Genomic DNA, 22,969 nt, shown 5'->3' with positions numbered 1-22,969 from the left:
TGGGCGGGTGCAGAGCAAAGGGCACGTCGAGCGGGGTCGACCCGACGGTCAGCGGCGCGGGCCGAGCGCCTGGTCGACGGCGGTGGCCAGGGCGGCGACGACCAGGCCGACCGACGGGCGGACCACCGAGTCGTCGGTGCTCACCTCGCCGGAGAACCCGGCGCCGGTGGCGATCTCCGACAGCCGGCGGCGAGCGTCGGCGGCGGCCTCTCCGCTCACCCCGAGCGCGGACTCCATGCGGAGCACCACGACCAGGGTGGCCAGCGCGGCGGTGCGCTCGTCCGGGGCCGCCGCGCCGGTCAGCGCCTCGGCCAGCCGCTGCCGGGTCTCCGCCTCGACGGAGGAGTCCACGACCGGGTAGCGGTGCACGTGGATGAAGCCCAGCTCGGTCTCGTCCACGTCCCGGACGACGCCCTGCCGGCACAGGTCGGCGAGGATCCGGTCGCGCAGGCCGTGCCGCAGGCGCTGCACCCAGGACGCCGGGGTGTGCGGGGTGTCGGCGGCGATCCGGCTGAGGACGTCGTCGCTGAACGGCTCGCCCGTCGGCGTCGGGTCGAGCACCGTCAACGACCCGTCGGCGTACGCGATCCGGCCGGCCAGGGCCAGCTCGACCAGCACCGCGGCGGCCATGCCCAGGTCCAGGCTGATCCGCGGCATGGTCGCCTTGCCGGTCGTGTCGTCGTAGGCGAGGAGCAGCAACTCCTCGGCGAGCGCAACACCAGTCATGGCCGGAGACGGTAGCGGGTCCGCGCACCCCGTGCACGGACCCGCCGAACCCGGTTCCCACCGGGTATCACCTCAGAAGCGGGGCATGCCACCGAACTGGCGGTCTCCGGCGTCGCCGAGCCCGGGGACGATGAACATGCTGTCGTTGAGCCCTTCGTCGATCGAGGCCGTGACCAGGCGCAACGGCAGGCCGGAGCGCTCCAGCCGCTCGATGCCGACCGGGGCGGCGAGCACGCAGAGCACTGTGATGTCGGTGCAGCCGCGCTCGGCCAACAGCCGACAGGAGTGCTCCAGCGAACCGCCGGTGGCCAGCATCGGGTCGAGCACCAGGACCGGCAGCCCGGTCAGGTCGCGCGGCAACGACTCCATGTACGCGCGCGGCTCGTAGGTCACCTCGTCGCGGGCCAGGCCCACGAAACCCATCGAGGACTCCGGGAGCAGGCCCAACGCGGCGTCCGCCATACCCAGGCCGGCGCGCAGCACCGGGACCAGCAGCGGCGGGTTGGCCAGCCGGGTGCCCTCGGTGCCGGTGACCGGCGTCTGCACCGGGTACCGCTCGACGGGGAAGGTGCGCGCCGCCTCGTACACCAGCATGGTGGTCAGTTCGTGCAGCGCGGCCCGGAACGTCGAGGAATCGGTGCGCGCGTCCCGCATGGCGGTCAACCTGGACTGGGCCAGCGGGTGGTCAATGACGTGTACGTCCACGATCGCTCAACCTACCGGTCCGTAGCGCGCGGCGGTGCCGGTGCGGTCGGACCAGGGACGCCGCTCACGTCGGGGCGTCACTCAGCGCTCGTGAGCAAGATCACTCGGCGCTTCGGTGCGTAGACTTCTCGGCATGACGGCGACAACGACGTCGGCCCGGTCGGAGCTCTCCGAGCTGGGACGATCCGAGACCGCTCTGCGGACCTTCCTGCACGGCCTGCCCGGCGTGGACCAGGTCGGCGCGGAGCAGCGGGCGGCACAGCTCGGCACCCGCTCCATCAAGACCACCGCCAAGGCCCAGGCGATCGACCTGGCGATCCGGATGGTCGACCTGACCACCCTGGAGGGGGCGGACACCCCGGGCAAGGTGCGTGCGCTCGCCGCGAAGGCGTTGCGCCCCGACCCGGCCGACCCGTCCTGCCCGCACGTCGGCGCCGTCTGCGTCTACCCGGCGATGGTCCCGTACGTCGCCGAGGTGCTGCGCGGATCAGGTGTGCACCTGGCCAGCGTGGCGACCGCCTTCCCGTCGGGCCAGGCGCCGTTGGAGATCAAGCTGGCCGACACCCGGGCCGCCGTCGCGGCCGGCGCCGACGAGATCGACATGGTGATCAACCGTGGCGCGTTCCTGGCCGGGCGGTACAAGGAGGTCTACGACGAGATCGTGGCCACCAAGGAAGCCTCCGGCGATGCCCACCTCAAGGTGATCCTGGAGACCGGCGAGCTGGCCACCTACGACAACGTGCGGCGGGCCTCCTGGCTGGCCATGCTGGCCGGCGGCGACTTCATCAAGACTTCCACCGGCAAGGTTCCGGTCGCGGCGACGATGCCGGTGACCCTGGTGATGCTGGAAGCGGTCCGCGACTTCCGCGCGGCGACCGGTCGGCAGGTGGGCGTGAAGCCGGCCGGTGGCATCAAGACCACCAAGGACGCGATCAAGTACCTGGTGATGGTCAACGAGACCGTCGGCCCGGACTGGCTCGACCCGGACTGGTTCCGCTTCGGCGCGTCCAGCCTGCTCAACGACCTGCTGATGCAGCGCACCAAGCTGACGACCGGCACCTACTCCGGTCCCGACTACTTCACCCTGGACTGATAGCCGATGTTCGAATACGCCCCCGCCCCCGAGTCCCGCTCGGTGGTGGACCTCAAGCCCTCGTACGGGCTGTTCATCGACGGTACGTTCGTCGACCCGACCGACGGTGGCAGCTTCAAGTCGATCAACCCCGCCTCCGAGGAGGTGCTGGCCGAGATCGCCGAGGCCGGCGCCCAGGACGTGGAGCGCGCGGTACGCGCCGCCCGCAAGGCGTACGACAAGGTCTGGGGCCCGATGCCGGGCCGGGACCGGGCGAAGTACCTGTACCGGATCGCCCGGCTCATCCAGGAGCGCTCCCGCGAGCTGGCCGTCCTGGAGTCACTGGACAACGGCAAGCCGATCCGGGAGAGCCGCGACGTCGACCTGCCGCTGGTCGCCGCGCACTTCTTCTACTACGCCGGCTGGGCCGACAAGCTGGGTCATGCCGGCTTCGGCGCGAACCCGCAGCCGATCGGGGTGGCCGCGCAGGTCATCCCGTGGAACTTCCCGCTGCTCATGCTGGCCTGGAAGATCGCCCCGGCGCTCGCCGCCGGCAACACGGTGGTGCTGAAGCCGGCCGAGACCACCCCGTTGACCGCGCTGCTCTTCGCCGAGATCTGCCAGCAGGCCGACCTGCCGGCCGGGGTGGTCAACATCCTCACCGGCGCCGGCGACACGGGTCGTGCGCTGGTGGAGCACGCCGACGTGGACAAGGTCGCCTTCACCGGCTCCACCGAGGTGGGTCGGGCCATCGCCCGGTCGGTCGCCGGCACCCGCAAGAAGCTCACCCTGGAACTGGGTGGCAAGGCCGCCAACATCGTCTTCGACGACGCCCCGATCGACCAGGCCGTCGAGGGCATCGTCAACGGCATCTTCTTCAACCAGGGGCACGTCTGCTGCGCCGGCTCCCGGCTGCTGGTGCAGGAGAACGTTGCCGACCGGGTGCTGGAGTCGCTGAAGCGGCGGATGGCCCAGCTCCGGGTCGGCGACCCGCTGGACAAGAACACCGACGTCGGCGCCATCAACTCGGCCGCCCAACTGGAGCGGATCCGCGAGCTGTCCGACGCCGGCTCCGCCGAGGGCGCCGAGCGCTGGTCGCCGCCGTGCGAGCTGCCCGACCGGGGCTTCTGGTTCGCGCCGACCATCTTCACCGGCGTCACCCAGGCACACCGGATCGCCCGCGAGGAGATCTTCGGCCCGGTGCTGTCGGTGCTCACCTTCCGCACCCCGGCCGAGGCCGTCGAAAAGGCCAACAACACGCCGTACGGGCTGTCGGCCGGGATCTGGACCGACAAGGGTTCCCGGATCCTGTGGATGGCCGACCGGCTGCGCGCCGGCGTGGTCTGGGCCAACACCTTCAACAAGTTCGACCCCACCTCGCCGTTCGGTGGGTACAAGGAGTCGGGCTACGGTCGCGAGGGCGGCCGGCACGGGCTGGAGGGTTACCTCAATGTCTGAGCGGGTCGCGGTACGCAAGACGTACAAGCTCTTCATCGGCGGGAAGTTCCCGCGCAGCGAGTCGGGACGGTCGTATCTCGTGCAGTCCTCGAATGTGTCACTGGCCTCCCGCAAGGACGCCCGGGACGCGGTGGTCGCCGCCCGCGCCGCCGTGAAGGGCTGGGCCGGCGCGACCGCGTACAACAGGGGTCAGATCCTCTACCGGGCCGCCGAGATGCTGGAGGGCCGCCGCGAGCAGTTCGTCGCCCTGGGCATTCCCGGCGACGAGGTGGACGCGGCAGTGGACCGCTGGGTCTGGTACGCCGGCTGGGCCGACAAGCTCGCCCAGGTGTACGGGGGCGCCAACCCGGTCGCCGGCCCGTACTTCAACATCTCCGCGCCCGAGCCGACCGGCGTGGTCGCCGTGGTCGCCCCGGAGCGGCCGGCGCTGCTCGGCCTGGTCAGTGTGATCGCCCCGGCGATCGTCACCGGCAACACGGTGGTGGTCGCGGCGTCGCCGTCCGAGCCCCTGGCGGCGGTGACGCTGGCCGAGGTGCTGGCCACCTCCGACCTGCCCGGCGGCGTGGTCAACATCCTCACCGGCGCGATCACCGAGACCGCGCCGACACTGGCGGCGCACATGGACGTCAACGCGATCGACCTGACCGGGGTCACCGACGCCTCGCTCGCCACCGACCTGGAGGTCAAGGCGGCGGAGAACCTCAAGCGGGTGCTCCGACCGGCGTCCGGTGCGGCGGACTGGTTCGCCGACCCGGGCCTGGCCCGGATGACCGCGCTGCTGGAGACGAAGACGGTCTGGCATCCCAAGGGGGTGTGAGCGCCGGGTTGGCCTCTTGGTTTTCCGGGGAGCCCTGCCCACTCCGGGCGGTCAGGCTTGATCCCTGCGTGGGCAGGGCTCCCCGGAAAACCTGACGTGGGCCAGGTTCGTCGGGTGGGTCAGCTCAGGGGTTCTGCCTCGGGTTCGGTTGCCGCCCTCCCCCTCCCCTCCTCCCGCCTTGCCCTGCCCCGCCGCCGCCGCCGGCAGCCCAAGATCTGCACAAGAACAGGGATGTTGCTGCCTCCGTCGCCCGGGAGGCAGCAACATCGCTGAAGTTGCGCGGATCTTCGGCCAGCCCGTCGGTCTTGGTTGGTGATCATGGGTTGGCGGGTGTTCGATCTCGCTCGGCCGGTCAACCTCATGATCACCCTCAGGTTGGGGGTGGGCGCGGGCGCGTGGGGGGTCTACTACCGGGGGTAGGATTGATTCGTGACTCGGTTGGGCGATCTTGAGCGTGCGGTGATGGATGTGCTGTGGGACGTGGTCCCGGGCACGTCGGACGGGGTGACCGTGCGCGAGGTGGCCGACGCGCTCGACGGCCGTGAGCTGGCGTACACCACTGTGATGACGGTGCTGGACCGGCTCGCCGGCAAGGGCATGGTGCAGCGGGAGCGGGAGGGACGGGCCTGGCGGTACCGGCCGGCCGCCAGCCGCGAGGCACACATCGCCCAGCTGATGCTCGACGCCCTCGACCTGGGTGGCAGTCGGGACGCCGCGCTGGTGCGGTTCGCCCGCTCGGTGACCGGCACCGAGGCCGAGGTGCTGCGGGCCGCCCTGGGCAGTGAGGCCGGCCTGACCGGGCCGGGCTCCACCGGCGGCGACGCGAGCGGGGCCGACGCCCTGACCGACCGCGTGGACGGGCCGGCGGGCCGACGACCCGCCGGCGAGGCTGCGGAGCGGTAGGGCGGACGCCATGGCCTACGCCGTGCACTTCGCCGCCACGATGCTGGCCTGCTATCTGACCGCCCAGGTGCTGTCCCGTTCGACCTGGACGTGGCGCAGCCCTCGGGTGGCGATCGTCTGCTGGCAGGCCGTCGGGCTGGCGCTGGGCCTCTCGGCGATGGGCCTGCCGATGGCGCTCGGGTTGAGCGCGTACGACCGACCGACCGGCAGCGCACTGCTCGCCCTGGCCGACGACCTCGCCCACGGCGCCCTACCGATCGGGATGGGCACCTTCGAGCTGGCCGGCGTAGGGGTGGGCTTCGGCATCGGGGCGGTGCTGGTCACGACGACGGTGCGCAGCATCCACGGCACCGTACGCGCCCAGCGCCGCCACCGGGACCTGCTCTCCCTGGTCGCCCGCAACGACCCGGCCGCGCCGGGCGCACTGGTGTTGGATCATCCGAGCGCTGCCGCGTACTGCCTGCCGGGGGTGAAGCCGCAGGTGGTGGTCAGCGCCGGCACGCTGAGCCTGTTGGACCGGGCCGAGTTGGCCGCGGTGCTCAGCCACGAGCGGGCGCACGCCAACGAGCGGCACGACCTGGTGCTGCTGCCGTTCACCGCGCTGTGCCGGGCGCTGCCGTGGTTCGGCTGGGTGCGCGACGCGCACGAGCGGGTCGCCCTGCTGGTCGAGATGCGCGCCGACGACAAGGCCCGCGAGCTGCACGCCGAGGCCCCGCTGGCGGGGGCGCTGCGCCAGTTCGCCGCCGCCGGGCACCGGATCACCCCGGCCGGCGCGCTGGGCGTTGGCGACCGGGATCTCGACGTACGGATGCAGCGTCTGCTGGTCAGTGACCGGCCGCCCCGGGTGCTCGGTGCCACGGCCCTCGCGGTCGCCACCATGCTGGTCGCCCTCCCGGTAACCCTCTTCCTGTCCTGAGCTGACCCCGGCGCCCTTCACCCGCCGCGCCCTCAGGCCCCCGCGCGCCGCGCCGGGCCCCCGCGCACCACGCACCGGAGCCGCCCGCGCCGCGCCCGCAGGCCCGCAGCCGCGCGCTGTCCGGTCAAGATCGCGCTCGATCCAGGATCTAGTGGCATCCCACGGCTACGAGGCCACTACATCCAGGATCGAGCGCGATCTTCCACCGACCCCATAACTACTACGCCTTGTCGTAGACTTGTCTACGACAAGGCGTAGTAGGGCTTACGTGTAGGCAGGCTACGTGTAGGGTGGCTATGACAAGGGAGCCAACAGCTATGGAGGGCTGGTCATGGACACCCTGCTCCTCGCCCGCCTGCAGTTCGCCACCACCACCTCGATCCACTTCCTGTTCGTCGTCGTCACGCTCGGGCTGGTCACCCTGCTGGTCGGCATGCAGACCGCCTGGGTGCTCACCGGCAACCCGATGTGGGAGCGGCTGACGCGTTACTGGGGCCAGCTCTACGTGATCAACTACGTGCTCGGCATCGCCACCGGCCTCGTGATGGAGTTCCAGTTCGGGCTGAACTGGAGCGGCCTGTCGCGCTACGTCGGCAACGTCTTCGGCGCGCCCCTGGCCATCGAGACGCTGGTGGCGTTCTTTCTGGAGTCCACGTTCCTCGGTATGTGGATCTTCGGCTGGCACCGACTCGGCAAGGGCGTGCACCTCGCGTTGCTCTGGGGCGTGGCGATCACCGCGTACGCGTCCGCGTTCTGGATCATGGTGGCCAACTCCTGGCTGCAGAACCCGGTCGGCTACGAGGTCCGCGACGGGATCGCCCACCTCACCGACTTCGGCGCGCTGCTCACCAACCCCAGCCTCGGCATGGCCCTCGGGCACGTGCTCTCGGCGGCGCTGCTGGTCGGCGGGATGCTGATGGCGGCGGTCAGCGCCGGGCACCTGATCCGGCGTACCCCCGACTTCGCGCTCTTCCGCACCTCGCTGCGGATCGGCCTGGTCACCGCGGCACTGGCCATCACGATGGTGCAGGGCTTCGGCTTCGCCCAGTTCGGCCCGGTCGGCTCGGTGCAGCCGACCAAGTTCGGCGGCGACACCCCCGAGAGCCGGGCGCTGATCGCCGAGTGGACCACGCGGTTCGGCCCCGGTGACTACACGCCGCCCGCGCTCGCCAGCGTCGGGCTGGGCTTCATGATCTTGATCGGCTTCACACTGGGGTGCGTCTGGCTCCTGCTGCCCCTGCTCTACCGGGACTGGATCATCCGACTGCGCTTTCCGCTCTGGCTGATCCTGGTCGGCCTGCCGCTGCCGTTCGTCGCGGTGATCCTCGGCTGGATCTCCCGCGAGGTCGGCCGGCAACCCTGGGTGGCGTACGGGCTGCTCCCCACCGAGCAGGCCGTCTCGCCGGTCAGCGCACCGCTGATGCTCACCTCGCTGATCGGGTTCAGCCTGCTGCTGGGCACTCTCGCCGTCACCAACTGGGTGCTGCTCGCCCGACACGCCAGACGCGGCGCGGCCGACCCGGCGCTCGGACGCCCACCGGCACCGCCCAGCGAGCCCGCCCACCCCGAACCCGCCCTCATCTGAGCACCGAGGAGTAGATCGTGGACCTCGCCTGGTACGCAGTGCTCGGCCTCTTTTTCGCCAGCTACCTGGTGCTCGCCGGCTACGACTACGGCGTCGGGCTGCTGCTCGCCCGCGGCGTCGGCCCGGCCGGGCGGCGCGAGACGCTCACCGCCCTCGGGCCGTTCTTCCTCGGCAACGAGGTCTGGCTGGTGGCCACCGTGGGCATCCTCTTCGGCGCGTTCCCCCTGCTGGAGGGCGAGTTGCTCGCCGGCTGCTATCCGGTCGTCGTCGGCGCCCTGGTCGGCGTCATCCTGGTCACCGTCGGGGTGCAGTTGCGCAGTCGGCCCAGCAGCGAGCGCAGTCGCGCCCGCTGGGACCGCGTCGTGATGATCGGCAGCGCCCTCGCCGCGCTGGGCTGGGGCGCGCTGCTCGCCGCGCTGTTGCAGGGCGTGCCACTGCGGACCGACGGGCACGTCGCCGGGGTAACTCACCTGGCCACCCCGTTCGCGGCCGCCGCCGGGATCGCCATGGTCACGGTGGTCGCGGTGCACGGCGCGACCTTCCTCACACTGCGCCTGTCCGCCGGGGCCGCCGCCGAGGTCGGCCGCACGGCCCGCCGGCTGGTGCCGGTGGCGCTCACCGCGGTCGCCGTGGCCACCGTCGTGGGCCTGCTCTCCGCCCGGGTACGCGACGCCGTGCAGCGACCGGCGGTGGCCGTACTCCTGCCGGTGTTGCTCGTGGCGGCGCTGCTGGCGGCCCGCGCGGCGCTGGCCCGGCAGCGGCCGGGGTGGGCGGTGGTCGCCACCGGCGCGGCCCTGGCGCTGCCAGTGGTGCTGGTCGGAGCCGCTCTCTGGCCCTACGTGCTGGTCTCCACGACCGACCCGGACGCCTCGCTGCGGGTCGCCGACGCCGCCGCCAGCGCGCCGACCCTGCGGCTGCTGGGCTGGGTGGCGCTGCCGCTACTTCCGGCCCTACTAGGCTTCCAGGCGATGTGCTGGTGGGTTTTCCGAGGAAGAACCGACGGCAGGGCTCCGGTGTACTGGTGAGCCGCCGTCCGTTCGACCCGCGTCTGCTGCGCCGGGTCCCCGCGGCCCGGGGCGATCTCGCCGTGCTCGCGCTCCTGGGCGTGCTGGCCGCCGGGTTGATCGTGGCGCAGGCCACCGCGCTCGCGTCGGTGCTGGCCACCGCGATCGACGGCCGGCTGGATCGGCCGGCGCTGGCCGGCTTCGTGGTCGCGGTCGCCGCCCGTTCCGCGCTGGTCTGGGCGCAGGGCACGATCTCCGCGCGGGTCGCCGCCACGGTCAAGGCCACGCTGCGGGCCGACCTGCTCGGCGCGGTGGGTCGGCACGGTCCCGGCTGGGTGGCCGGGCAGCGGGCCGGTGAGATCGCCACGCTGGCCGGGCGCGGGTTGGACGCCCTGGACGCGTACTTCACCGGCTACCTGCCGCAACTGGTGCTCAGCGTGACGGTGCCGCTGGCGGTGCTTGCCCGGGTCGTCTTCGCCGACTGGAGCTCGGCGGTGATCATCGCGCTGACGCTGCCGCTGATCCCGGTCTTCGGAGCGCTGCTCGGCTGGCAGGCGCAGGCCGCCACCGAACGGCAGTGGCGGCGGCTCGCGCTGCTCGGCGGGCACTTCCTGGACATGGTGGCCGGGCTGCCCACGCTGCGGGCGTTCGGACGGGCCAGGGCACAGACCGATGTGGTACGCCGGATGGCCGACGGTCACCGCGTCGCCACCATGAAGACGCTGCGGATCGCCTTCCTCTCCGCGCTGGTGCTGGAACTGGTCGCCACCCTCTCGGTGGCGCTGGTGGCGGTGCCGGTCGGCATCCGCCTGCTCGGCGGTGGGCTGGCCCTGCAGACCGCGCTGTTGGTACTGCTGCTGACCCCGGAGGCGTACCTGCCGCTGCGGGCCGCCGGTAGCCGCTTCCACGCCAGCATGGAGGGGCTGACCGCGCTGGACGAGGCGTTGACGCTCTCCGCCGCCCCCGCCACGCCTCGGGCCGCCGAAGGCGCCGCCACCCCGGACGCGCGGGCCGAGATCCGGTTCGAGGCGGTGACAGTGGCGTACGAGCGGACCACCGCGCTGCGCGACGTGACACTGACCATCCGGCCCGGCGAGCGGATCGCCATCATCGGGCCCAGCGGCGCCGGCAAGAGCACACTGCTCGGCCTGCTGCTCGGCTTCGTGGCACCGACCAGCGGCCGGATCACCGTGGACGGGGTCGACCTCGCCACCGTCGATACCGACGCCTGGCGCCGGCAACTCGCCTGGGTGCCGCAGCGGGCGCACCTCTTCGCCGCCTCGCTGGCCGACAACATCCGCCTCGGCGCGGCGGACACCCCGGCCGACGTACTCGCCGCCGCGGTGCACGACGCCGCCCTGGACGACGTGGTGGCCGGCCTGCCCGACGGCCTGGACACCGTGCTCGGTGAGCGCGGTCACGGGTTGTCCAGCGGGCAGCGGCAGCGGGTGGCACTGGCCCGGGCGTTCCTCCGGGCCGCCCCGGTGGTGCTGCTCGACGAACCCACCGCCCGGCTCGACACCGCGGCCGAGGCGGTGGTGCTCGACGCCACCCGTCGCCTGGTCGCCGGGCGGACCGCAGTGCTGGTCGCGCACCGACCGGCGTTGCTGGCCGACGCCGACCGGATCCTGCGCGTCGAGGACGGTCGGGTCACCGAGTTGACGCCCGAGCCGACCGGGAAGGTCACCCGATGAGCGGGCAACGCGAGCCGGCGGCAGCAACCGGGCCGGCCTCGACCGGCCGGGTCGCCGCCGAGCGGGCCGTGCTGCGACTGGCCCGACCGTACATGGGTCGGCTCGTCGGGGCCGGGCTGCTGGCAGCCGCCACCGAGTTCGCCGGGCTCGCCCTGATGGCCACCGCCACCTGGCTGCTGATGAGTGCCGCCGGTCAACCTCCGCTGGACCGGCTCACCGTGGCGATCGTCGCGGTCCGGGCGCTGGCCATCAGCCGGGGGGTGTTCCGCTACACCGAACGGCTCGCCGGCCACGACGCGGTGCTCCGCATGATCACCGACGTCCGGGCCCGGGTCTTCGCCACCCTGGCGGCCCGCCGAGGTGCCACGCACCGCTCGGGGGACGTGCTGAGCCGCCTGGTCTCCGACGTGGAGGCCGTCCAGGACCTGTTGCTGCGGGTGCTGGTCCCCGCCTCGGCGGCGGCGGTGGTCGGTGTGCTGGCGGTCGCCGTGGCGGCGCTGATCTCCGTACCGGCCGCCGGCGCGCTCACCGTCGGGCTGCTGGTCGCCGGGGTGGCGCTGCCCGCGCTGGCCACCGCTGTCACCCGCCGCAGCGCGGCCGAGGTGGCCCCGCTGCGGGGCGCACTGGCCACGGATGCGATCGACCTCACCCACGGTGCCGCCGACCTGGCCGCGTTCGGGGCGACCGAGGGCGCGCTGCGCGCCGCCGAACAACGCGCCCACCGACTGGCCCGGCTGGAACGTCGGCTGGCCGCCACCGGTTTCGCTGTGGACGCGGCCGGCGTGCTCACCGCCGGCGCGACCGCCGCGGCGGTGGTGCTTGCCGCGCTCGCCGCCGACGTGTCGGGGGTGCTGGTGGGTGTCCTGGCCGTCGGCGCGCTGGCCGCCGTCGAGGTGACGCTGGCGCTGGTCACGGCGGCCCGGCAGTGGACGCAGCTGCGGCCCGGCCTGACCCGGGTGGCCGACCTGCTCGACGCGGAGCCGCCGACCGCGCCGCCCGCGACCGGTCGTACCGACCTGGCCGGCCCGCACGAGCTGCGCTTCGTCGACGTGACGGTGCGGTACCGGGCCGGCGCGGCGCCCGCGTTGGACGGGGTCAGCCTGGACCTGCCGGCGGGACGCCGGATCGCGGTCGTCGGCCCGAGTGGCGCCGGCAAGAGCACACTGGCCGCAGTGCTGACCGGCACCGTCCGGCCCGCGTCCGGCCGGGTCACACTCGACGGTCACGACCTTTCGGCGTACGCCGAGGAGGCGCTTCCCCGTGCGGTCGGCGGGCTGCTGGCCGAGGCGTACGTCTTCCACGCCACGGTGCGGGAGAATCTGCTGCTCGGGCGGCCCGCAGCGGGCGAGGAGGAGCTGACCGCCGCCACCGCCGCCGCCGGTCTGCTGGACTGGGTCCAGGCCCAGCCGGCCGGCTGGGACACAGTGGTCGGCGAGGAGGGCGGGCAGCTCTCCGGTGGGCAGCGGCAGCGGCTGGCGCTCGCCCGGGCCCTGCTCGCCGCGCCGGCGGTGCTGGTGCTCGACGAGCCCACCGAGGGTCTGGACCCGACCGCCGCGGACGCGGTGCTCGCGTCCGCCCTCGCCTTCACCCCCGCCGGGCACTCGGTGCTGCTGATCACCCACCGGCTCAGCGGGCTGGCCGAGCTGGACGAGATCGTGGTTCTCGACGGCGGCCGGGTGATCCAGCGCGGTCGACACGCCGAACTGGTGGCCGCCCCGGGCTGGTACCGGGACCAGTGGCTGCTGCAGACCGCCGCCGAACGCGGATACCTGGCGCTCGCCCCCTGACCCGGCTCCGGGGCGGACCAGGGTTCTCCCGGACGTCGACGCGCCGGGCTCCGTGGCAGGGTGGTGCCATGGCGCGGGGTGAGGACGTGATGGTCGACGAGCACCTGCGGGAGCTTGCCGCCCGGTTGCAGGGGCCGGCGCGACTCAAGTCCGGCCTGCTGACCGAGGCCCGGCACGGGCTGCTGGACGCCGTCGAGGCGTACCGGGAGGGCGGGATGCCACCGACCGAGGCGCAGCGCCGGGCGGTGGCCGAGTTCGGCTCACCGGCGCAGCTGCTCCCCTCCTGGCAGGCCGAACTGGCGGTGGGCGCCCTGCGCGGGCTCTCCCTGCGGATGCTGGCGATCGCCGGGGTGGGGGTCGTCGCCGGCGATCTGACCTGGCGCGGGTCGAGCTGGAGTGGCGGGCCCCGCCCGCCGGCCGGGTATCTGCTGCTCGCCAGCTCGGTCGACTGGATCTGGATGAGCGCGTTGCTGCTCTCGGTGGCCGGTCTGCTGGTGGTCCGGGCGAGCGCGCGGGCGTCGCGCCCGGGCCTGGCCCTGGCGCAGCGTGCGGTGGGCACCGGCCTGACCGGCGTCCTGGTCCTCGGCATCGTGGCCGGCTCCGCGCTCTTCGCCTGGTCAATCGATCTCTTTGACGCGGCGCTGCACTGGCCCCCGATGATCATCGGGTTGGTGTTGGTGGGCGGCGGTTACTTCTCGCTGACCCGGGCGGCGCGCGGCTGGCTGCTGGCCACCCGCTGATCGGCGTCCGGACCGGAGCGGGTCAGGACGGGGTGGGCGGGCTTTCGGGGTCGAGGAACCGGCCGACTGTCAGTTGGAACTCGCGCCACCCGGCGCGCTCCCCGGCCAGCGCCCGCCGGCCCGAGTCGGTGAGCTGGTACGTCCGGCGTTCCCGGCCGCTGACCGTGCTCCAGGTGCTCGCCACGTGCCCGGCGCGTTCCAGCCGGCGCAGCGCCGGATAGATGGTGCCGGTGGGTACGTCAAGGCTGCCGTCGCTGCGGGCCCGCAACGCCTCGATGATCGCGTAGCCGTGCAGCGCGCCCTGTTCGAGCACGGCGAGCAGCAGAGCGTCGAGATGGCCGTGCAGCGCCTGGGCCTTCATACGTAGCTACGCTACTTGTCGGACGGCCGCTTCGCCAGCGGTGACCACCAGCAGGTCGGACCCGTGCGCCGAGCGGCCACCGGGGTGCGGGCATCGGTCACCCAGGGCCGCCGACTAGGGTATGTGCCCAGAGTCACTCGCCGGTCGGAGACCCCGGTGGGTGGGCAACCCGAAGCACACGGAGGTCAGCGTGGCCCGCCAGTCGCCCCAACGGCCCGACGCCGACGAGCCCGAGCTCGACGACACCACCGGCGCGGCCCAGCCAGACGAGACCGAGGAGACCGACCGCCCGTCGGCGTCGATCGACCGTTCGCTCTGGGACGAGCTGCGCATCGACCCAGTGGAGATCGCGCTGCCCGCCGGCACCGGCTTCACGCTGCGGGCGTACCGGCCGGCCAGCTCGCTGACCCCGACCGACGTGACCGAGCGCGACCAGGACGACCCGTTCCTCGCCCGCCGCCAGGCGGTCGAAGAGGAGGAGGACGACGAGACCGTCGTCATCCTCGACGAGGAGCTGGCCCAGGAGTTCGCCGCCGAGGACGACGACGAGGACGCCACGCGCCGTCGCCGGGACGGCGCCGCCGCTGACACCGACACCGACACCGAAGAAGACTCGGACGAGGCCGTCGCGGACGAGGAGAACGACGAGGAGGTGCCGGTCTTCCTCAGCCACCAGGGCAAGCTGCTGCTGTTCAAGACCCCCGAGTCGCTGGTCAGTTTCATCCGATCCGGTGCGCCCAACGATCTGTCCCAACTGGACAGCTGGAATGAATTGTCCGAACGGGTGGAGCCGGCAGATATCGCGCCGCTCGACGAGGACACCTACGAACTCGACCTGGTCGTGGAGAACCTGCGCGGCGGGCACGACACGTGGGATTCGACCCTGCTGATCGAGGCCGGCGAGGTCGCGCGTGACCTCTCGTACGCATTGCGGCTGCCTGCGGTACTCGACATGCTCTCCGCCGGCTCCAGCCTCGACGACCTGGACGAGGCGCTGCGCGCCACGGCCAACGGTGGGATCGGCGCGTTCATGGGTCGCCGACGGCTGAAGAAGATCGGCGCGCAGACCGCGAGTTTGGGTTGGCGCACCATTGTCGGCAAGATCTCTGCGGTGGTGGACTGGCGCGACTGACCCGTACCGGGGAGCATCAGTTGCTGGCAGAGGAAAGACCTGTCCCGGGAGGAGGACGACGCCGTGGCGCTCGTGCGCGTTTACTGCGGTCTGGCCTCGGCGGATCCGGCTGACCGACCGGCCTCCGCCGGCTCGACGCTGACGTCCGCTGTGGTCGACGACGCAGGCCGTCTGCTGCATGTCTGCGAGATCAGCGATGACGCCGCTGGCTACGCCCAGCTCGTCGCGCTGCTCGTGGAGCGGTCGGGCGGGCCGAGCGGTGCGGCCATCGCCGCCGACAGCGACGACCACACGGTCACCTCGCTGCTGAGCGCGGCCGGGCGCCCCCTGGCGATCGCCGACGACGACTCGGTGGACGACTTCGCCGAGCGGTTCGCCGATGACGACTCCCTGGAGGAGATGCAGTCGCCTCCGGCCGAACGACGGGCGGTCGGCCTGGCCCGCGCGTTGCAGGCGGGGGCGCTCTCCGCCGTCACCCTGCCGGCACCCCGGGACCTCGCCGGCTACAAGCAGGTGCTCTCGGCGCATGCCGCGCTGGCCAGTGGTCGACACTCCGCCGCCGTGGCGCTGCGCGAGGTTCTGCGGGAGCTCTACCCGGCAGCCCTGCGCGCCTACCCCGACCCGGCCGAGCCGGTCTCGCTGGCCGTGCTGGACGCGCTGCCCGAGCCGGGCATGCTCGGCGGCACCGTGGCCCGGGGCCGCGAGGTGTCGGTCGCGGCGGATGCCATCGCGGCGCACCTGGCCGCCGACGGGGTCGCCGACGCCGATGAGATCAACGAAGCGGTCACCGCCCTACGGGTCGCCATCTCCGAGACCCCCCGACGCGCCGCGGTCAACCGGGCCCTCACGTCCGCGGTGGCCGAGACGGTCCGCCAGGCCGTCGCCTCCGTCCGGGCGTGCGACGCCGGGTGCGAGGCGTTGGTCAGCGCGCTCAGCTCACGGGTCAGCACTCCGGTTCAGGCACCCGGCCGCCGGGCCGCCGCCCGTCGTGGCGAGTCCGTCGGTGAGCTGACCGGCCTGGCCGGCACCAACGCCGCCTTGACCGGCCTCTCCGGCGCCAACGCCGGACTGCGGTCGGTCCGACCCGCCCCGGCAGCCGCCGATCCGGCACCCGCCGGGCGGCGCAGCCGCCCCGAGCCGATCCCCGGTAACGCGCCGCTGGCGTCGCCCCGCCCGCTCGGGCCACCACCAGTTGCCCCGGCACCGGTCACGCCCCCTCCGGTCGCCCCCGCGCCGATGGCTCCGGCGGCGATGGCTGGTTCGCCGTCACCCACGCTGCCCAGCCGCACCGAGTCGACCTCCAGCCGGATCGACGGCCCGACCAACCGACCGGTGTCCGCACCGCCGCCTCCGCCGCCCGGGATCACCCCGATCGCGCCGACACAGCGCGGCATGGTGCCTCCGGCCGAGGCTGGTGAGCCGTTCCGGCCGACGCTGACCACCGCCGCGATCAACAACGCGCGGGCCGAACGGCAGCGTACTGTCATTCCGCCCCGCCCCAAGACCAACGGCGAGCCCCGGCCGAGCCACCTGCAACGACCGGTCGACGAGCCACCCACCGGCGGCTTCAGCGCCACCGACCTCAGCATTCCGGTGCCGACCCCCCGGCCTGGCCAGGAGCCCGCGGCACCGCCCGGCTCCCGCGCCAACTGGCCGCTGGTCAACAACCCGGAGGACCCGGCCGACAGCTCACCGAACAACCCGGTGGCCTACCCGTACGGCGGAAGCCGCGGGGTGGACGCCCCGACCGACCCGGGCCGGGCCGACGGTCGCGTCACCCCGCCCTGGCTGGCGGACGACCTGCCACCGGAGCCGCCGATGCTGCGGTTGGTGGAGCCGCCGCCGCTGGCCGACCGGGCGCTGCGCGAAGGGCTCAACCCTGCCTCGGATCAGCACCTGGAGACGCCGCCGCTGCGCCTGGTCGACCGCGAGCAGGCCGCCCGCAACGGCCGGGCGGCCGCCCGTACCGAGCGCGCCCCCGAGCACCGGCCGGCTCCCCCGGTCGAGCACCGGCCGCCTCCGATGGAGCACCGGCCGCCGCCGGTCGCCGACGAGGGTGACGGCGACCTGCTGATCTTCGCGCAGGCCAAGTCGGCCTGGTTCGTCGGGCACGCCGACGAGTCCGACCTGGACTGGTCGACCACCGCCGACACCGGCTGGCAGGCCGCGGAGCAGGCCGCCCGCCCGGCGGTGGGCGCCGAAACCAACGCCGGGCTACCGAAGCGTGTGCCCCAGGCCAACCTGGTGCCGGGTTCCCCGCTGCGCGAGGAGCGCCCATTGCGGATAGTGCGTGATGCGGCAAGCCTCGCCGAGAACACGACCGGCTACTTCCGGGGTTGGCGTCGTGGTCAGGAGATCGGCGGTTTCGCGGTGGGCGGTCGGCCCGGTCGTGAGGCGGCCGGCGGCTGGGACTTCAGCCGCGACCACGGGGACCGCGACGATGACCGCGAGTACGAGTACCGGTCGGCGGGCTACCAGTCCTGATCCTTGTCACCGTGCGCAAGCGCCCTCAGTCGGCTGACTGAGGGCGCTTGTGTCTCTGCCGGAGAACCCCGGACACGACGACGCCGCCTCCTCGACCACCGAAGACCCACGCGCCCTCACAGGTGCGGGCGGAGAGCGTCCACGATCGTCAAGGAGGCGGCGGAGCGTACGGTGACGCGGCGGGCAGGGTGCTACGCCCGATGGCGGCCGGAGCCACCACCGGGGCGTGCAGCGCCGCGATCAGGCCGGGGCGACAGCGCGCGTACGGCGCATGGTCAGCACGTACTCGACCAGCGAGATCAGCACGTGCTTCGTCGACTCCCGGTTACGGGCGTCGCAGGCCACCACCGGCACGTCGCTCGAGATCGCCAAGGCGTCCCGGACGTCCTGCGGGTCGTGGTACTGCATCCCGTCGAAGCAGTTGATCGCCACCAGGTACGGCAGGCGTCGGTGCTCGAAGAAGTCGATCGCCGCGAAGCAGTCGGCCAGCCGGCGAGTGTCCACCAGCACGACCGCACCGATCGCACCCCGCACCAGTTCGTCCCACATGAACCAGAAACGGGTCTGACCCGGCGTACCGAACAGGTACAGGATCAGGTCACGGTCGATCGAGATCCGGCCGAAGTCCATGGCCACCGTGGTCGTCGTCTTGCCCGGCACCTGCCGGGTGTCGTCGACGCCCACGCCAGCGGAGGTCATGATGGCCTCGGTGGTCAGCGGCGTGATCTCCGAGACCGAGCCGACCAGCGTCGTCTTGCCGACGCCGAATCCACCGGCGATAACGATCTTCGCCGACGTCACGCGGCCGCTCGGGTTCGGCGGGCGGTGCGACATGTCAGAGCCTGCGAAGTCCACTCAGCACCCTCTCCAGCAGTTCAGTGCCCACCGCGTCGTCGGAGTCGTCCAAAATGGTCGGCTCGTGGACCGCGACCAGGCCGTCCGTCGCCATGTCGGCGATGAGCACCCGGGCCACACCGAGCGGGAGCTGCATCCGCGCCGCGATCTCCGCGAGCGACTGCACGCGTCCGTCACACAGCGCGGCGATGTACTGGTGTTCGCGGCCCTGGCCGCCGTTGCCATTGGCAGCGGCCCGGCCGCGCACCGTCGTCTCGACGAGCGCCTCCAGCGCGATGTCGAGCCGGGGACGGGTGCGACCACGGGTCACGGCGTATGGACGGACCAACGCTCCGGTCGGTTCGTCACGATCGGCCATCTCGCCGCTCACCTCCTTCGCACCCGTTACCGGCTCCCACCGGTGAAACCCGTCGTTGTCGTTGTTGCAGTCGTGCCGACCTCACGATCGGCGAAACGTCAGCCCAGCATGCCCGCAGCCGCACGCGGCTGCGGGGTCAACGCGTCGCCCACCCGGTCGACCAGCAGCGCCATCTCGTAGCCGACCTGGCCCACGTCGGAGCTGCGGGCTGCCAGCACGGCGAAGGACGAGCCGTCCGAGATGGACATCAGGAACAGGAAGCCATTGTCCATCTCCACGACGGTCTGCAACACCGCGCCTCCCTCGAAGCAGCGTGCTGCCCCCTGGGTCAGACTGACCAGACCCGACGAGATCGCGGCGAGCTGGTCTGCCCGGTCGCGCGGCAGATCCCGTGACGACGCGAGGAGTAGGCCGTCCGCCGACACGGCGACCGCATGCGCGACGCCGGGCACCCGGTCGGCGAAGTTGGCGAGCAGCCAACCAAGATCCTGCGTAGTTGTCATCCTTCTTGCTCCTTCTGCCCGCTCCCGGCCACCGGGCCTGAGCCAGACTGCGAGGATTGCCCTCCCGGAGTCGCCTCCGGGCTGGTCGGGTTGTCCGAGGTGCTACGCCCTCGCTGCACGCCCCGATGGTAGGCGGAGAGCAGGCCACGGACCGCCTCCGGGGAGCGCCGCTGGACCGAGGTGGTGGGCTTCTCCACCGCGCCGGGCACCAGCTGCGCCATCGGCTTGCGCTTCGGCAGACCGGTCGTGGTGGTCTCGCTCACCGGCGCCGCGCCGGCCGCCGCGGAGGCAGCACGCCAACCGTCGTCGGCAGCGGTCTGCCAGCCGTTGCTCTGCGGTTGGGGCCGGCGGTTCGGCAGGCTCTCGGCGAGGCTCGGGCGGGTGCCCTCGTTCGCTGTGGAGCCGTTGTCCCGCGGCGCTCCTCCGGCCGTCGGAGTGTCTGCCATCGGTGTGTTACCTGTCGTCCCGGGTGCTGTCTTGTGGCCTGCCCGACCGGTGGCCTCGACCGTGGCGAACTGCTGGGTCGCGGAGTCGCCGTTCGTCGCCGGCTGGGCGCCAGCCGCGGTCTCCTCGGAGCCCGGGCGACGGGTACGGAACCAGGCCGACTCGAGCTCCCGGAAGATCGGCAGCTCCATCGTCTCGTCCGCGTACCGCTGGCGGTTCTGTGCCGGTGGCTGCTGCGGCGCCGGCCGAGTCTGCGCAGCCGCGGCGGCCGGGGTCTGCGGAGCCTGGGCCTGCGGGGCCGAGGTCTGCGGAGCCGGCTGAGCCGGGGCCGGCTGCTCACCGGGCCGCGGCACCCGCGGCAGTTCCGTCGTCATGTCCAGCGCGGCGGCGAGCCGCTCGGGCACCGGCGGGGTGGCGGTGTCCCGGTCGCTACCCGGCACCGGCGGCCAGGCCGGCGGCGCCGGAGCGCTGGCCGCCTGCGCGGGCGGCGCGGACCGGGGCTCGAACCCGCTGAACGACTGACCCGAGGCGGGCGGTGCCGAGTAGGGCTGAGCCGAGGCGGGCGGCGCCGAGTACGGCTGACCCGAGTACGGCTGGCCCGAGTACGGCTGACCGGACGCCGGCGAGGCCGAGACCGGCGACGCCGACACCGGCGGACCGGCGTACGGCTGACCGGAGGCCGGCGCGGCGGACACCGGGGCGCCACCGTACGGCGCACCCGAGTAGGGCTGCGCGGAGTAGGGCTGACCGGAGGCCGGCGAGGCGGAGACCGGCGCCCCCGAGTACGGCTGTGCGGAGACCGGCGGCGCCGAGTACTGGTGCGTTTCGGGGCTGCTCGGCAGCTGACGCGGGATGGACGGCTGCTGGCCGGTCGAAGGCTCGTCCCCGGCCCGACGCTGCGGCAGCGGGTCGGTCCCCTGGCCGTTGGCCGACCGGGGGGTGAACCCGTCGCCGCCGTTCGTCCCGGCCGCGCCGGTCAGATCGGACCAGGCGGGCATCGAGCGGTACGTACCACCGTTGGCGGGGGTGCCGGCGCCGTTGCGCGACGCGGGCTCGAACGGACGGCCGCCCAGGGTGACCTGGTTGCCGGACGACTCGCTGGGGCGAGGGCCGTTGCCCAGGGCGGGCAACGCGCCGAAGACCGGCGTGGGCCCACCCGACTGCGGACCACCGAACTGGGGTGCACCGCCCGCCGCCGGCAGCGCCGGAGGCTGCTGCACCCGGCCGGACAGCGCCCGGGGCACCAGGACTGAGGTGGGCAGGGTCACTTCGGCGACGGTGCCGCGGTCGTTGCCGGGGCGCAGCTCCACCCGGACCCCGTGCCGCGACGCCAGCCGGGCGACCACGACCAGGCCCATCATCCGGGACACCGCCACATCCACCTGGGGCGGCGTCGCGAGCCGCTCGTTCAGGTCGTGCAGCTGCTCGGCGCTGATGCCGATGCCGCGGTCCTCGACGTACAGCGAGGAACGGTCGCCGACCCGGCGGGCCTCGACCATGACCTGCGAGTCGGGCGGGGAGAACGCGGTGGCGTTGTCGAACAGCTCAGCGACGAGGTGCACCAGGTCGTTGACCGCGTGCGCGGCGACCTCGATGTCCCGGTCGATGACGCCGAACTCGATCCGGGTGTAGTGCTCGACCTCGGACTGCGCGGCGCGCAGCACGTCGATGAGAGCGGCCGGCTCACGCTGCACACGGGTGGAGTCGGCGCCGGCGAGCACCAGCAGGTTCTCGTCGTTGCGGCGCATCCGGGTGGCGAGGTGGTCCAGCTGGAACAGCTCGGCCAGCCGGTCCGGGTCTTCCTCGCCGCGCTCCAGCCGGTCGAGGTGCCCGATGAGGCGGTCGACCAGGATCTGTGAACGGCGGGCCAGGTTGACGAACATGGTCGCGACGGAGGCGCGCAGTGCGGCCTGCTCGGCGGCGGTACGGACGGCTTCCAGGTGGACGGCGTTGAACGCCTCGGTCACCTGGCCGAACTCGTCCTTGCTGCGCACCGGTAGCGGCTCGGCGATCTGGTTGGCCAGCTGCACCGGGGACAACTGCCCCACGACCTGCGGGTCGCGCAGGCGGGCCACCGCCTGTGGCAGGCCGTACTGGGCGACGGAGAGCGCGCCCTGCCGCAGCTCACGTAGTGAGCGGGCCATCGAGCGGGCCACCAGGTACGCGAAGAGGATGGCCAGCAGCAGCATGCTGAGCAGCAGGCCGGTCTCCAGGAAGACCTGGCGCTGGACGTCGGACCGGAGGTTGTCGGCCTGGTTGACCACTTCGCCGTCGAGTTTGCGCTCAACGGTGCGGATCAGCTTGGCGTTGGCCGTCATGGCGGCTTCCCACTGGTCCGGGCCGAACGGGGCGCCACGCATGTCGCCGGTGGTGTTGCCGTCGATCCAGCCGGTGTAGTTCTGCGCCTGCCGGCGGTCGCCGCCGGCGACCGTCTGGTCGTGGAACTTCGCGTCGTCCGGGGTGGCCACGGCCTTGAAGCTCTGCAGAGCCTGCTGCTGGCCGGTGTCACTGGCGACGTAGTCCCTGCGCAGTGCCGGGGTCAGGCGCTTTCCGCCCTTGACGCCCAGCGCACGGTGCACCACGACCCGGCGGGCGGCGAGGAACTCCTTCTCCCGGGCGACCGCCGCGGCGGCGCGCATCCGGTCGCTCAGCTGGTTGTCACCGGCGAGCTGCGTGGACGAGTCACGGATGGCGAGCAGGTCACTGATCAGACCCTCGTACGCCTGCACGGTCTCGGTGAGCGCGAGCTTTCCGTTGAACACCTGGCTGCGGACGCCCGACAGGTCCTGCAGGTTCTGGTCGATGCTGTCGAGCAGACCCTCCAGGCTGCTCGGCAGGTCCTCGATCTCGGCCCGCTGCTGCCGGTAGGGGGCAGCTTCCTGGTCGACCCGGGAGTTCACCCGGTTGTAGGCCTCCTGGTACTGCGCCGTCGGCTGCGTCCCGTCTGCGCCCAGCAGCAGCACGGCGGCGGTCCGCTCGTCCTGCAGGGCGTCGACCAGGTCACCCGAGTAGCTCGACAGGTTGGCCAGGTCGCCAGCTCGGTTGGCATTGTTGAGCGTCTCCAGGTGGTCGACAAGACCACTGGTGCCCACCACGACCGTGGCGATGGTCGGCACGATCATGATGAGACCGAGCTTGGACCAGATCGGCATGTCCCGGAGCCGGCTGGCCGGCCGGCGCAGCCGCGACAGGAAGGAGCCCGCCGTCTTTGGCCGTTTGCTCACGTCACCGCCCTCGCGATTACAGCTTGAACGCGTTGCCCCGGGCAACGCCCAGCGACCGACCCGGCGGGTCGGACCCCCGAGATTCCATCACGCCGGTCGACAAGAAGAAAGCCCAGGTTGTCCCCAACCGAAGGTGTGATGAGATGTTGATGCGATTTGATAGCAGTCTGTCTGGCCGGAGTAACTGAAGGTAATGGAACA

The 22,969-nt window shown here is 72.7% G+C and carries 19 protein-coding genes; 12 read left to right on the top strand and 7 right to left on the bottom strand.

Annotated elements, in window-relative coordinates; genetic code table 11:
- Nucleotides 1–48: 48 nt before the first annotated feature.
- Both ACX27O_RS05060 and upp read right to left on the bottom strand, forming a co-directional pair.
- Entirely contained in the window at nt 49–726 is a 678-nt protein-coding gene (locus tag ACX27O_RS05060; protein WP_030328978.1) for a GOLPH3/VPS74 family protein, read from the bottom strand.
- Nucleotides 727–798: 72 nt separating this feature from the next.
- Entirely contained in the window at nt 799–1,431 is a 633-nt protein-coding gene (upp, locus tag ACX27O_RS05055) for a uracil phosphoribosyltransferase (protein WP_030328980.1), read from the bottom strand.
- Between the two features lie 133 nt (nt 1,432–1,564).
- Between upp and deoC the strand changes: the two genes are divergently transcribed.
- The 10 genes from deoC (at nt 1,565) to ACX27O_RS05005 (ending at nt 13,407) form a co-directional block, all read left to right on the top strand.
- A complete protein-coding gene (deoC, locus tag ACX27O_RS05050; protein WP_030328982.1) occupies nt 1,565–2,524 on the top strand; it encodes a deoxyribose-phosphate aldolase in 960 nt (319 codons plus the stop codon).
- A gap of 6 nt (nt 2,525–2,530) precedes the next feature.
- Nucleotides 2,531–3,961, top strand: coding sequence for an aldehyde dehydrogenase family protein (locus ACX27O_RS05045; protein WP_030328990.1), 1,431 nt, complete (start codon nt 2,531–2,533; stop codon nt 3,959–3,961).
- Nucleotides 3,954–4,778, top strand: a complete 825-nt coding sequence (locus ACX27O_RS05040; RefSeq protein ID WP_030328992.1) for an aldehyde dehydrogenase family protein — start codon at nt 3,954–3,956, stop codon at nt 4,776–4,778. Before ACX27O_RS05045 ends, ACX27O_RS05040 begins: the two co-directional genes overlap by 8 nt.
- 429 nt (nt 4,779–5,207) lie before the next feature.
- On the top strand, nt 5,208–5,681 hold the full coding sequence (locus ACX27O_RS05035; RefSeq protein ID WP_400446953.1) for a BlaI/MecI/CopY family transcriptional regulator: 474 nt from the start codon (nt 5,208–5,210) through the stop codon (nt 5,679–5,681).
- 10 nt (nt 5,682–5,691) lie between these two features.
- Nucleotides 5,692–6,597 (top strand): M56 family metallopeptidase, encoded by a 906-nt coding sequence (locus ACX27O_RS05030; RefSeq protein WP_030328996.1) that lies wholly within the window; start codon nt 5,692–5,694, stop codon nt 6,595–6,597.
- A gap of 331 nt (nt 6,598–6,928) precedes the next feature.
- Nucleotides 6,929–8,182: a cytochrome ubiquinol oxidase subunit I gene (locus tag ACX27O_RS05025; protein ID WP_458938997.1), complete on the top strand. Its 1,254-nt coding sequence runs from the start codon at nt 6,929–6,931 to the stop codon at nt 8,180–8,182.
- Nucleotides 8,183–8,199: 17 nt separating this feature from the next.
- Nucleotides 8,200–9,207: a cytochrome d ubiquinol oxidase subunit II gene (locus ACX27O_RS05020; protein ID WP_210867067.1), complete on the top strand. Its 1,008-nt coding sequence runs from the start codon at nt 8,200–8,202 to the stop codon at nt 9,205–9,207.
- Nucleotides 9,204–10,880 carry a thiol reductant ABC exporter subunit CydD gene (cydD, locus tag ACX27O_RS05015; protein WP_458938996.1) on the top strand — a complete coding sequence of 559 codons (1,677 nt, stop codon included), beginning with the start codon at nt 9,204–9,206 and terminating at the stop codon, nt 10,878–10,880. Before ACX27O_RS05020 ends, cydD begins: the two co-directional genes overlap by 4 nt.
- On the top strand, nt 10,877–12,667 hold the full coding sequence (gene cydC, locus ACX27O_RS05010) for a thiol reductant ABC exporter subunit CydC (RefSeq protein WP_458938995.1): 1,791 nt from the start codon (nt 10,877–10,879) through the stop codon (nt 12,665–12,667). Before cydD ends, cydC begins: the two co-directional genes overlap by 4 nt.
- A gap of 68 nt (nt 12,668–12,735) precedes the next feature.
- Nucleotides 12,736–13,407, top strand: coding sequence for a permease prefix domain 1-containing protein (locus tag ACX27O_RS05005; RefSeq protein WP_357638048.1), 672 nt, complete (start codon nt 12,736–12,738; stop codon nt 13,405–13,407).
- A gap of 22 nt (nt 13,408–13,429) precedes the next feature.
- On the opposite strand, the gene ACX27O_RS05000 is transcribed toward ACX27O_RS05005, so the two are convergent.
- A complete protein-coding gene (locus ACX27O_RS05000; protein WP_458938994.1) occupies nt 13,430–13,768 on the bottom strand; it encodes a PadR family transcriptional regulator in 339 nt (112 codons plus the stop codon).
- A gap of 160 nt (nt 13,769–13,928) precedes the next feature.
- Here ACX27O_RS05000 and ACX27O_RS04995 point away from each other — a divergent pair, with 160 nt between their 5' ends.
- Both ACX27O_RS04995 and ACX27O_RS04990 read left to right on the top strand, forming a co-directional pair.
- Nucleotides 13,929–14,900, top strand: a complete 972-nt coding sequence (locus ACX27O_RS04995; protein ID WP_030329013.1) for a hypothetical protein — start codon at nt 13,929–13,931, stop codon at nt 14,898–14,900.
- 39 nt (nt 14,901–14,939) lie between these two features.
- Nucleotides 14,940–17,384 (top strand): transposase, encoded by a 2,445-nt coding sequence (locus ACX27O_RS04990; RefSeq protein WP_458939106.1) that lies wholly within the window; start codon nt 14,940–14,942, stop codon nt 17,382–17,384.
- Nucleotides 17,385–17,624: 240 nt separating this feature from the next.
- Here ACX27O_RS04990 and ACX27O_RS04985 read toward each other — a convergent pair whose 3' ends face one another.
- From ACX27O_RS04985 to ACX27O_RS04970, 4 genes are all read right to left on the bottom strand, one after another.
- A complete protein-coding gene (locus ACX27O_RS04985) occupies nt 17,625–18,218 on the bottom strand; it encodes a GTP-binding protein (RefSeq protein ID WP_007455465.1) in 594 nt (197 codons plus the stop codon).
- Nucleotide 18,219: 1 nt separating this feature from the next.
- A complete protein-coding gene (locus ACX27O_RS04980; RefSeq protein ID WP_030329021.1) occupies nt 18,220–18,597 on the bottom strand; it encodes a DUF742 domain-containing protein in 378 nt (125 codons plus the stop codon).
- 98 nt (nt 18,598–18,695) lie between these two features.
- Nucleotides 18,696–19,100 carry a roadblock/LC7 domain-containing protein gene (locus ACX27O_RS04975; RefSeq protein ID WP_030329023.1) on the bottom strand — a complete coding sequence of 135 codons (405 nt, stop codon included), beginning with the start codon at nt 19,098–19,100 and terminating at the stop codon, nt 18,696–18,698.
- On the bottom strand, nt 19,097–22,768 hold the full coding sequence (locus ACX27O_RS04970) for a sensor histidine kinase (RefSeq protein ID WP_030329026.1): 3,672 nt from the start codon (nt 22,766–22,768) through the stop codon (nt 19,097–19,099). Before ACX27O_RS04970 ends, ACX27O_RS04975 begins: the two co-directional genes overlap by 4 nt.
- Between the last annotated feature and the right edge of the window lie 201 nt (nt 22,769–22,969).

The organism is Micromonospora sp. SD19, from assembly GCF_054462275.1.
The sequence above is the reverse complement of the archived record's forward strand: the minus strand, read 5'-3'. Positions and strand labels throughout refer to the sequence as shown.